The 11,372-nt window shown below is 45.5% G+C and carries 9 protein-coding genes, 1 tRNA gene and 1 other annotated feature; of the genes, 4 read left to right on the plus strand and 6 right to left on the minus strand.

Annotation, left to right across the window (positions count from 1 at the left end; translation table 11 throughout):
• Positions 1-164: 164 nt before the first annotated feature.
• The 4 genes from FEFB_RS07445 (at position 165) to FEFB_RS07460 (ending at position 2,646) form a co-directional block, all read left to right on the plus strand.
• Positions 165-236, plus strand: a tRNA-Gln gene (locus tag FEFB_RS07445).
• 116 nt (positions 237-352) lie between these two features.
• Positions 353-856, plus strand: coding sequence for a GNAT family N-acetyltransferase (locus tag FEFB_RS07450; RefSeq protein WP_047975621.1), 504 nt, complete (start codon positions 353-355; stop codon positions 854-856).
• A gap of 5 nt (positions 857-861) precedes the next feature.
• Positions 862-1,437 (plus strand): TetR/AcrR family transcriptional regulator, encoded by a 576-nt coding sequence (locus tag FEFB_RS08345; RefSeq protein ID WP_053068988.1) that lies wholly within the window; start codon positions 862-864, stop codon positions 1,435-1,437.
• 150 nt (positions 1,438-1,587) lie between these two features.
• Positions 1,588-2,646, plus strand: a complete 1,059-nt coding sequence (locus FEFB_RS07460; RefSeq protein ID WP_047975622.1) for an ABC transporter permease — start codon at positions 1,588-1,590, stop codon at positions 2,644-2,646.
• A 120-nt stretch (positions 2,647-2,766) separates the two neighbouring features.
• Here FEFB_RS07460 and metF read toward each other — a convergent pair whose 3' ends face one another.
• From metF to FEFB_RS07490, 6 genes are all read right to left on the minus strand, one after another.
• Positions 2,767-3,654, minus strand: a complete 888-nt coding sequence (gene metF / locus FEFB_RS07465; RefSeq protein ID WP_369795917.1) for a methylenetetrahydrofolate reductase [NAD(P)H] — start codon at positions 3,652-3,654, stop codon at positions 2,767-2,769.
• Between the two features lie 5 nt (positions 3,655-3,659).
• On the minus strand, positions 3,660-5,939 hold the full coding sequence (metE, locus tag FEFB_RS07470) for a 5-methyltetrahydropteroyltriglutamate--homocysteine S-methyltransferase (protein WP_047975623.1): 2,280 nt from the start codon (positions 5,937-5,939) through the stop codon (positions 3,660-3,662).
• Positions 5,940-6,014: 75 nt separating this feature from the next.
• Positions 6,015-6,260, minus strand: a binding site (T-box leader).
• A complete protein-coding gene (locus FEFB_RS07475) occupies positions 6,261-7,421 on the minus strand; it encodes an aminotransferase class V-fold PLP-dependent enzyme (protein WP_047975624.1) in 1,161 nt (386 codons plus the stop codon).
• The gene (locus tag FEFB_RS07480; RefSeq protein WP_082131951.1) at positions 7,414-8,613 is read right to left on the minus strand and encodes a PLP-dependent transferase; all 1,200 of its coding nucleotides are present in this window, start codon (positions 8,611-8,613) and stop codon (positions 7,414-7,416) included. The genes FEFB_RS07475 and FEFB_RS07480 overlap by 8 nt, the downstream gene beginning before the upstream one ends.
• A gap of 143 nt (positions 8,614-8,756) precedes the next feature.
• Complete coding sequence (locus tag FEFB_RS07485) at positions 8,757-10,037, minus strand: O-acetylhomoserine aminocarboxypropyltransferase/cysteine synthase family protein (RefSeq protein ID WP_047975625.1); 1,281 nt, start codon at positions 10,035-10,037, stop codon at positions 8,757-8,759.
• Positions 10,012-10,917, minus strand: coding sequence for a homoserine O-succinyltransferase (locus tag FEFB_RS07490; RefSeq protein ID WP_047975626.1), 906 nt, complete (start codon positions 10,915-10,917; stop codon positions 10,012-10,014). The genes FEFB_RS07485 and FEFB_RS07490 overlap by 26 nt, the downstream gene beginning before the upstream one ends.
• Positions 10,918-11,372 lie beyond the last annotated feature (455 nt).

An 11,372-nucleotide genomic window follows, 5' to 3' on the forward strand; every position in this document is an offset into this window, starting at 1 on the left:
CAACAATCGACCCATGAAGTTACATAACTACCAGACGCCACTAGAAGTTTTTCGGGGTTGTTCGAATTAAACTTGTAATCTGCCAATTCATTACAAAAAAATCCAGAAAATTCTAAAAAAACCTTGCAAAATGAGAGAAAAGCGGGTAATATATATCAAGTAATTGCCCCTTAGCCAAGCGGTAAGGCGGTGGCTTCTGGTGCCATTATGCGCTGGTTCGAATCCAGCAGGGGCAATACGATAACTTAGAAAAGGCGGTCTTGCTAGTGTAAGGCCGCCTTTTATGTTATCTTGGTAGTATAGCGTAATTCCTTTACTAGATATTCTAGTAGCAGACGAAATGGAGACAAAAGTGAACATCCGTCCTCTTGCTAAGCAAGATTTGCCCCATATCTACCAGCAAAAAAATTCACGGTCTGTGATGGCCCTCTGGTTCGAGGAACCTTTTAATTCCCTAGATGAATTAACCCTCCTCTACGACCGCCACGTCCTCGATCAAAGCGAACGGCGTTTCGTGATTGAGGAAGACAACCAATTTGTCGGTGTCGTTGAATTAATCGATATCAATACCATTCACCGTCACTGTGAAATCCAAATCATTATTGACACTAAATTTCATGGCCAAGGTTTGGCCCAGGAAGGTCTGCACGCCGGAATCGAATATGCCTTCTCTGTTTTAAATCTTCACAAGATTTACCTATATGTCGATGTTGAAAATCCGGCTGCCATCCACATTTATAAAAAGTTCGGCTTTCAAGAGGAAGGCCGACTCCGCCAACACTACTTTGCCGAAGGACGTTACCATGATTCCTTAATGATGGGACTCTTCGCTAACGAATTTTATCAAGAAAAATAACCATTATGAAAACCGATGCCCGTTATACCAAAGCCGATGCCGCTATTCGTGCTACCTTTTTAGAAATTTTGGCTCATAAGGACTTTCATAAAATTTCTGTCCAAGAAATCATTAAGCAGGCTGATATTAACCGTTCAACCTTCTACGCTCATTTCTTAGATAAGGATGATTTGATGGAAACCATCCAACTGGACCTCTTAGAAGAGACTATGGGGGCTCTTCCCTCGCTTAATATTGAAAATTTCGACGTCGCTGAAATCTTTCAGCATCGAGCTGATTTTTTGGTTCAAAAGCTCTACGAGCAAAAGGCATTAGCCGCCCTTCTGCTTTCAAAGCATGCTGAGCATTCCTTTGAAAATCGAATGGTTGAACAGGCTAAAAAAGCTTTCTTCAATACAACTGATGGCCACGATTTAGCGATTCCACCGCGGTATGCTCTCAATATTTTGACAGGAACCGCCACAAATTTGATTATTACTTGGATTCGTTCTGGCTTTCAAGAGTCAACTGAAGAGTTTTCGGCCATCCTTGTTAGGGTTGTCCCACCACTTTTGACTAAGGTCATTCATGCCCAGAACTAATTTTTTCAACCAAACCACCCACCAATGGGTGGTTTTTTGTTGGATAAGTGGCCTAAAATCAGCTTATCCAACTTTTAAGCAACGATTGTTGGTTTTCTTTTTTTGTCGATTTCATATACTAAAATCAGTAAATGAAAAGAGGAAGTACACATGAAATCATCCAATAAGTTGATTTTAGGTTTGGCTCTTGGTTTGACAGTTGTCTTAGGAATTATGATGACTGCCTTCTCATTGCCAGCCGTTAAATCAGGTATTAACAATGTACCAATTGGTGTCGTTGCTCAAAATGACGCAACGTATGAAAAGTTGGCCAAGCCGTTGTCCGATAAGGGATTTAAGGTTAGCCAATATGGCAGCGAAAAAGACGTTAAGTCTGCTATCAAGGAACGTAAGATTTACGGTGCCTTTGAAATATCAGCAACTGGTGACTTGAGCTTGTACCAAGCAACAGCCGCTTCTGCAGCCGTTGCGCAAGGCTTGAACCAAATCGGTCAGGGTGTTGTTACCCAGCAAAAGGCTGCTGCTAAGGCTCAATTAGCACCAATGATGGCCCAAGCAAATGATGCCAACACATTGAAGACTTTGAGCCAAAAGTCAGCAGCAATCGATGCTAAGACATTGAAGGTTGTTGAATTACGTGACTTCCCTAAAGATGACTCTAAGGGAACTGGTTTGGCCGCTGGTGCCTTACCAATTGCCCTTGGCGGTTGGATTGGTGCCGTTGCCATTGCCAACGTGATTAAGGGTAAGAAGCAAAAGTTCTTTGCTGCCTTGGCATTCGCCTTCGTTGGTGGACTTGGCCTTGTTGGTGTTATCCAATTCGGTGTTGGTACTTTCGATGGTAACTACTGGTTAACTTCACTTGGTGCCATGATTGGTATCGCCGCCACTGCATTCTTTGTTCTGGGTATTTTGGAAGTGATGGGCAATGGTGGTTTGATTATCGCTGCCATCATGTTGATCTTGCTTGGGAACCCACTTTCATGGCTCTCATCAGCTCCTGAAATGTTGCCAAAGGGCTGGGGTTTCTTCGGACAACTCTTGCCACCTGGGGCAACTGGAACAATTTTGCGGAACATTGCCTTCTTTAATGGCAATGCCATTGCCTTGCCGTTAACAGTTTTGCTTAGCTATATTGCCTTTGGCATGATTCTCTTCGCCCTCGGTAAGAAGTCAACAATCGTTGTTTCAAAAACAACGGCTGACTAATCCAAATATTTTTTCTGCTTGAAAAACCGCTCGCAAGTCTGATTTCAGACAAGCAAGCGGTTTTTTGTTTTACTCTTTTCTTTTCATGAGGGGCCGATATTAAGCAACCAAGAACTCGATTCAATGAACCAGTTCGATTGCACCCCTATCCTTTGTTTGGTTAGCTTCAAAAATTGTCTTAGTGGCATCCCAGATTTTCTCAGCGATTTCCGGCTTATTCATCGTATATAAATGAATACCGTCGACCCCCTGGGAAACCAAATCAACGATTTGTTCGATTGCATAAGCAATACCGGCGTCTTTCAGCGCCAAGGGATTATCCGCATAGCGATCAAGCATTTTTTGATACTTTTTGGGCACTGGCACACCCGAAAATTTCGTTATCCGCTCAATTTGCTTTTTATTGGTACAAGGCATAATGCCAGCTTCAACCGGAACTGTTATGCCAGCCAGGGCTAGCCGTTCCTGAAATTCATAAAAATGCTGATTATCGAAAAATAGCTGTGAAATCAGGTGGTCCGCTCCTGCATCAACCTTGCGCCTCAGCCCTTCAATATCAGCCACCACAGATGGTGATTCCTGGTGCACTTCCGGATAGCAAGCAGCGGCAACATCAAAATTAGGATACTCGCGGTCAATATAAGCAACCAAATCAGAAGCATGGTAAAAGGTCCCATTTGGTGATAACCCATCTACCGGATCACCGCGCAGTGCCAGTACGTTTTGAATATTATCGGCCGCCAGTTGGTCAAGCAATTCGTCCACCTGATCTTGGTTCCGATACAAACTAGGAATATGGGCAACCGCTGGTACGTGTAGCTGATTTTGAATAAGATTCGCAACCTCAATCGTTTCATTGCCCTGGGCCGTTCCGCCCGCACCCAATGTGACCGAAATAAAATCAGGTGAAATATCATTTAACGAAGATAGCGTTGGCAGAATACTTTCTTTGGAAGTATTCTTTCGTGGTGGAAAAACCTCGAGGGGAAAAAAATGTTTTTTTCTCAAATAAATCAACTAGCTTCATCGACATCCTCCCTGATTGCTTGAATGGCAGCAATCATGTTTTCCAAACTGGCGAAGGATTCCGCCTCGGACCGGGTCTTCAAACCGCAATCTGGATTGATCCAAACGTTTTCGGCAGGAATTTTTTCGATTACCTGCTCAATCAAACCTTGAATTTCATTTTGACTAGGCACCCGTGGTGAGTGAATATCATAGACACCTGGCCCTACCTGAGTTTGGAGCTGGTGGTCAACTAGGTCATCAATTAAGGTGAAATCAGCTCGAGAGGCTTCAAATGAAATCACATCGGCATCCAAGTCATCGATTGCTTGGAGAATATCTGAGAACTCGCTATAGCACATATGAGTGTGAATTTGTGTTGTTGGCGCGACACCAGAGTGAACCAGACGGAAGGCCGGAACGGCCCAATCTAGGTACTGGCTAAACCAATCTGATTTTCTTAATGGCAAATTCTCACGTAGAGCTGGCTCATCGATTTGAATAATCTTAATCTCATGCTTTTCCAAATCCAAGACTTCATCACGCAAGGCCAATGCAATTTGGGTCACGACTTCCTTGCGCTCGATGTCCTCACGAGGGAACGACCAGTTAAAGATGGTCACTGGACCCGTCAGCATCCCCTTCACGAGCTTATCCGTCAAACCATTTGCATAAACTGAGGCTGCAACCGTAATCGGTGCCGTGCGGCTAACATCCCCCCAAATAATTGGTGGTTTAACAGCTCGGCTCCCATATGACTGGACCCAACCATTTTGCGTGAAGACAAAACCACCTAATTTTTCACCAAAGTATTCGACCATGTCATTGCGTTCGTATTCCCCATGAACCAAGACATCAAGGCCTAACTCCTCCTGCTTACGGATAATCCGAGCGATCTTGTCTTCGTTGAATTGGTCATATTCTTCTTGACTGATTTCATGGTGCTTAAATTGACGACGGTTGGCTCGAACATCAGCTGTTTGTGGGAAGGAACCGATTGTCGTCGTTGGGAACAGTGGCAAGTCTAATTCTTCGTTTTGCAAAGCAATCCGTGTTTTTCGATCTGGCAGCCGAGTGTAGTCATCGTCGCGCAACGCCTCCACTCTCTTCTGAACCACCACATTAACTGGGTGTTTGACGTCGGCAAAGAGTCGTTGATTTTCTGCCAAATACTTCTCGCTACCTTCTCGGCCAGCAACAATCGCAGCCAATTCACTGAGTTCGTGCAATTTTTCAATAGCGAAGGCCAAATGTTGGGCAACATCTTGGTCCAACTGATTTTCATTAGCAACGGTATAAGGCACGTGCAACAAAGAGGAAGAAGTATTGAGGACCACGGATACTTCTGCTGGTAACTGGTGCAATTGCTGCAAAATTGTCTGGTAATGATTGCGCCAAACGTTCTTTCCGTTCACAACCCCAGCAAAGAGCACCTTATCGGTTGGAAAACCGTATTGCTCAATCAATTGCCAATTTTCTTGCCCTTCAACAAAGTCCAAGCCGATTCCCGCAAAAGGCTTTTGAATCAAATCTTGGTAGACATCCCTGACATCACCAAAGTAAGTCTGCAAAATCACTTTGACTGTAGTTGGTTGGGCCAATATTTGGTCATAGAGTTGATCAAACAATTCTTGGTCTTGTTGACTGACATCAAACGTGAGGGCCGGTTCATCAACTTGTAAATAGTCGACCCCTAACTCCTGCAGGTTAGCCAAAAGTGCTTGATAGGCCTGGACCAAATCAGTAATGAAATCAGTTGGCTTGGCACCATCCACAAAACGCGCTAATTTCAAAAGCGTGTAGGGACCGATGAAGACAGCCTTAATCGAATTAATTCCTGCTGCCCGGGCTTCACGAATTTCATCAAGTAGCCTTTGACCATTAAACTGCACGTGTGTCTCTGGCGTAAATTCAGAAACGATATAGTGGTAATTCGTATTAAACCACTTCTTCATTGGCAGCGCCTTAACCGTTTGGTCACCATCCTGGTAACCCCGAGCCTGAGCAAAATACTCATCTAATTTTGACAATCCTAATTGTCGATAGCGGTCAGAAACAATATTTAAATCGTTGGCAACGTCCAAAAAATTATCAAAGAAAGAAAAGTCGCCAACTGGAATCAAGTCAATGCCAGCTTCCTGTTGGGCCTGCCAATGCGCCAACTTAATCTCATGCGCCTTTTGCAATAACTCGTCCTGGTTCAACTGCTTCTTCCAATAATGCTCTGTCGCAAACTTGAGTTCTCGCTTTTCACCAATCCGTGGGAAACCAATAATTGTTGTTGTCATATCCTTTTCTCCTCATCTTTTCTTTACTATTCTTGTCCGCACATAAAAACGCCCCTAGATAAACAATTACGTCTATCTAGGGGCGCCTTTTGGCACGGTACCACCCTAATTGTCTGATAACCATCAGACTTACTCAATACCCCAATTAGCATCGGAGCTACACAAGATAACGGTTGTGAACCGTGGCCATCTCACGCAAAATGTGCTCGACCGGCCAGTAACTCCAAGACCATCTTCTCTAACCATTTTTCTACCAATTCTCATCATCATGGCTCTCTGTCAGAAATTCGGATTAGATACTCATCTTTTCATTGTTTGTTTTCATCCTTTAATTTTCAAAAAGGCCTGGTGTAAATCAGCCTTCAAATCGTTGATATCTTCGAGGCCAACCGAGTAGCGGACCAAACCATCCGTAATGCCACGGTCATGGCGTTCTTCCGTGTTCATTTCAGCATGGGACATCTTCGGTGGATAGGAAATAATCGATTCCACAGCCCCCAAAGAAACCGAAAAAATTGGAATCTTTAATTCGGCTACTAGCTGACGCACATTGTCTTCACTACCAATATCAAAGGACAAGACCGCCCCACCTGATTTGGCCTGACTACTGTGAACTGCATAGCCAACATCCGCTTCCAGGCCTGGATAATTAACCTTTGTCACAAGTTCCTGTTGTTCGAGCCATTGAGCTAGTTCCAGGGCATTTTGCGACTCCTTTTCCATTCGGACCGCTAAGGTCTTAATGCCACGCATCAAGAGCCAGGAATCCGAAACGCCAAGCGTCGCACCCATGGCATTTTGGAGGAAGTAGATTTGCTTGCCAAACTCTTCGTCCTTGGTGACCACTAATCCAGCCAAAATATCACTATGGCCGGCTAAGAATTTCGTGGCACTATGCACGACCAAATCAGCACCAAGGTCCAGTGGCTTTTGCAAAACCGGGGTCATAAAGGTATTGTCGGCAAAAACTAAGGCACCATGGTCGTGGGCAATTTGGGCCACTAACCGAATATCCGTGACCTGCAAAGTTGGGTTGGAAGGGGTTTCCACATATACTACCTTGGTATTATCCTGGAAGGCCTCTTCCAAATCAGCCGGGTTCCCCAAGTCCACAAAGGTATGCGAAATCCCATACTTGGTCAAAACTTCTTCTACCAAGCGAAAGGTCCCACCATAAACGTTCTTGGTCAAAATCACGTGATCGCCCTGGTTCAACGTCAACAAGGCCGTCGAAATCGCTGCCATCCCCGTTGCAAAGGCAAAGCCCCTAGTGCCATGCTCCAGCTCTGCAATACTTTCTTCCAAAACATCTCGCGTGGGGTTCCCTGACCGGGCATAATCCCAGTGACCGAAATGATCAAAATCACGCTGCTCGAATGTCGAGGACAACTGGATTGCTGGGTTAATCGCCCCGCTTTCCTTATCGGGTTTGGTCGTGGTTTTAATGACCTTCGTCCAATCAGAAAATGCATCCTTAGTCATGAATTAACTCCTTTTCTACGCCAAACGTCTCTGCCACCTGTTCTTTAACCGAATTGGCCGCAGCCACATTGTCATCCTTTGCAGCAGCAAGGGCCTGATGGAAGTCTAAAATCAGGTCCGAACTAGCTTCAATCCCACAGGAGACACGCAACAAGTTTTCCGTAATCCCTGTTTTTTCACGTTCAGCTGGTGTCATGTCGGCATGGGTTTGCACGGCCGGAACGGTCACCAAGGTTTCCGTCCCACCCAGGCTTTCAGCAAAGGAAATCACCTTCAAGGCGCCCAAGAAGCGGTCAATATGAACTGATTTGTTCACATAAATGCTGACCATACCACCACGGCCAGGGTAGCGCACTTCATCAATCAACTCACTTTGGTTAAAATCCGCCACCAAGTCCTGAGCGTTTTCTTCCTGCTTGGCCAGGCGCAAAGGCAGCGTCTTCAGGCTACGCAAGAGCAACCAAGAGTCGAAGGGTGCCAAATTAGGACCCGTCGTGATCAGATTTTGACCAATGACTGCGGCCATTTCTTCGGTTTTACAAACCACCACACCGGCCAACAGGTCATTATGCCCTGACAAATACTTCGTGGCAGAATGAATCACGATGTCTGCTCCTTCATTCAAGGGTTGTTGAATCAAAGGTGTGTAGAAAGTATTATCTACGAGCAATTGAGCCGAAGCCGCATGCGCATGGTCGGCCGTCTTTTGGATATCAATCACCTTCATGGTTGGGTTTGAAGGAGTCTCAATCCAAACAGCCTTCCCGCCATCTGCCAAAAGCCGGTCAAGTTCTTGGTAATCCTGACCATCCCACTTGCTGAAGCGTAGATGGTACTGATTTGCTAAAAGATCAAAGAAACGGAAGGAACCACCATATAAGTCATCGGAGACGATGATGTGGTCATCACTCTTAAACTGGCTAAAGACCAGTTGAATGGCCGCCATCCCCGAGGAAACGGCAAAGGCTTTCACCCCATTTTCCATCTGAGCCAAGACGTCCTCTAAGACATCCCTAGTTGGTTCCGTCATCCGGGAATAGTCATAACCCGTTGACTTACCCAAACCCTCATGTCGGTAAGCGGTCGAAAAGTACAGGGGCATCGAAATCGACCCCGTCACATTATCAACTCGGTTACCCGCTTGAGCCAAAATCGTTTCAATCTTCTTTTGCCAAGAACAGTCAATTGCCATTAATTTTTACCTTTCCTTATTCCCATCTTTTACACGACCTGATTTTTTTGCCAGGCCCTATAGCGCTTTTTAAATTCAGTCAATGCCAACATCACCGCACACATTTTTAATACATAGCCTAGGTTTCATCAGCACGCACGCCTTTAAATCTTAGCCAAGGCCTGGTCCAAATCAGCGATAATATCGTCAACATTTTCCACCCCGATTGAGAGGCGAATCAAGTCTGATGTCACACCGGCTGCCCGCAGTTCTTCCTCATTCAACTGGGCATGGGTTGTAGAAGCCGGATGGATAATCAGCGACTTCGCATCGGCAACATTGGCCAAGAGCGAGAAGAGTTTCAAGTTCTTAATCAATTCCTTACCGGCCTCTTCACCGCCAGTCAAACCAATGGTGCAAATCGATCCGACCCCATTAGGGAAGTACTTTTCTGCCAAATCATGATAAGGGCTATCAGCCAACTTGGGATACTTGACCCAGGCAACCTTTGGATGGTTATTCAGGTAGTCAACCACCTTTTCGGCGTTTGAAACGTGACGCTCAACTCGCAAGGACAGCGACTCCAATCCCTGCAGTAACAAGAAGGAATTAAAAGGACTAATCGTTGCCCCCAGGTCGCGCAAACTTTCGGCTCGCACCTTGGTCGTAAAGGCTGCCGGCCCCAAATCAGCAAAGACCAAGCCGTTATACTGCGCGTTTGGTGTTGTGAAACCTGGGTACTTACCGCTAGCCTTGTAATCAAAGTCGCCCTTTTCAACAATGACCCCGCCCATCGTTGTCCCGTGGCCACCAATAAACTTCGTGGCTGAATGAATCACGATATCAGCGCCGTGGTCCAATGGCCGGACTAAGTAAGGCGTCCCGAATGTGTTATCCACAAAGAAAAGGATTTGGTGACGGTGGGCAATTTCGCCAATGGCCTCAAAGTCAACCAAGTTAATATTGGGGTTTCCGATACTCTCCACATAAACCGCTTTGGTCTTGTCTGTAATCGCCTTTTCAAAGTTTTCGGGATCATCTGGATCAACAAAGGTCGTTTTAATTCCTAGTTTTGGCAGGGTGACCGCAAAGAGGTCATAAGTTCCGCCATACAGTGTGCTGGCAGCAACAATCTCATCCCCCTGACCAGCAATATTAAGAATCGCAGCCGTAACGGCCGCTGACCCTGTGGCTAAAGTCACCCCGGCACTGGCGTTTTCCAAAGCCGCTACACGGTCATCAACAACCGCCGTTGTTGGGTTTGTCAAGCGCGTATAAATATTGCCGGGTTCCGTCAAAGCAAAACGGTTGGCTGCCTGATTAGCGTCCTTAAAAACGTAAGAAGTTGTTTGATAAATTGGCACGGCCCGTGACCCGGTTTCTGGATCAACAACTTGGCCAGCGTGGACTTGCAGGGTTTCAAAGTGTAATTTCTTGTCGGTCATAATTTTTCTCCTTATTGACAACCAGGTTCAACCAGTTTTGATAGAGCTGGCGACTGCTAGCCATCCAGGTGTTTTCAATCTCTTCGCCACGGTCGTAATAACCTTCTGGGTAGTAGTTAGCTGGTTCGTGGATGGCCAAATGCTTAGCCAGGTCGCGCCGGTATTCGGCATCCAACGTTTTCTTTTGATATTCTGAATGCCCCGTCAGGTAAGTTTGCTTTCTCTCGGCCGAATGTAGCAGAAGCGGTCCTGCTTGGTCATTAGTGAAGAGGACTTGTAAATCAGCTGGCAAGTCTTCAATGTCAATCACCGATTCCGAATACCGCGACTGCGGTGTCTTGAAGTTTGCGAGGCCAGTGGTCAGTCCTGATTTTTCAGTGGCAGTTTCTTGGGTTGGTTGCTTGGCCTCATAGATACCAAACAATTTTGCCGGTAAGCGCCGCTTTTTGATACCAAAGTCTTGGTACAGTGCTGCCTGAGCCGACCAACAGGCGTTGATGGTTTGGCCGACATGGTCTTTCGCCCAATCCTTAATGGTCAAAAATTCCTGCCAGTAATCAACATCCTCGAAAGGCAACTGTTCCACCGGTGCCCCCGTCAAAATCAGCCCATCGAAGTTTTGATCCTTAATTTGGTGCCAACAGGCATAACAGTCGGCGACCGCATCCTTTGGAACAGTCTTGAAGTGGTGACTGCAGGCATATAAAAAGGTTACTTCAATATCCTGGTCCAAATCATTTAACAAGGACAAAAACTGTTGCTCTGTATTTTCCTTGGTTGGCATCAGGTTCCAAACCAAAATTTGCAGTGGTTGAATTAATTTCTGATTGTACCACGCTTGCTTTTGGTGCAAGAGCCCATTCTTTGCATTCGCCGTCATCGCCACTCTCCTTTTTTAAAACAAAAAAATGCCCCTAGAATCACTATAAAAGTCATTCTAGGGGCGCCAAATAGCCTGGCACGGTACCACCCTATTGCTGGCTTATTGGCCAGCACTTAAGACACTAAAAAAGCTATCTCTTAACACGGTAACGTGTGTCACTCCGTAAGGGGCTCATCGACAAGACTCACCGCTTATACCGTAACCAAAGACCATCTTCAACATTTGCTCAAATACCCGCTTACACCAACCCAGGCTCTCTGTTAAAATCAGCTGAACGTTTACTCATCTTTTCTCAGTAATTTATAATTTATCTATTGACACGTATAGTAAACTGTTCTTTTTTCTTTGTCAACAGTTATTTTATTTTTGGCAGATTACAAGTTTAATTCGAACAACCCCGAAAAACTTCTAGTGGCGTCTGGTAGTTATGTAACTTCATGGGTCGATTGTTG

Origin of the sequence: Fructobacillus sp. EFB-N1 (assembly GCF_001038455.1) — a bacterium.
In the GTDB taxonomy this organism is placed as follows: domain Bacteria; phylum Bacillota; class Bacilli; order Lactobacillales; family Lactobacillaceae; genus Fructobacillus; species Fructobacillus cardui.

Bases quoted from the DNA above. Each gene is read 5' to 3' on its own strand.
- FEFB_RS07475 (WP_047975624.1), bottom strand. From the start codon at position 7,421: ATGACTAAGGATGCATTTTCTGATTGGACGAAGGTCATTAAAACCACG.
- FEFB_RS07460 (WP_047975622.1), top strand. From the start codon at position 1,588: ATGAAATCATCCAATAAGTTGATTTTAGGTTTGGCTCTTGGTTTGACA.
- FEFB_RS07490 (WP_047975626.1), bottom strand. From the start codon at position 10,917: ATGACGGCGAATGCAAAGAATGGGCTCTTGCACCAAAAGCAAGCGTGG.
- FEFB_RS07480 (WP_082131951.1), bottom strand. From the start codon at position 8,613: ATGGCAATTGACTGTTCTTGGCAAAAGAAGATTGAAACGATTTTGGCT.
- FEFB_RS07485 (WP_047975625.1), bottom strand. From the start codon at position 10,037: ATGACCGACAAGAAATTACACTTTGAAACCCTGCAAGTCCACGCTGGC.
- FEFB_RS08345 (WP_053068988.1), top strand. From the start codon at position 862: ATGAAAACCGATGCCCGTTATACCAAAGCCGATGCCGCTATTCGTGCT.
- metE (WP_047975623.1), bottom strand. From the start codon at position 5,939: ATGACAACAACAATTATTGGTTTCCCACGGATTGGTGAAAAGCGAGAA.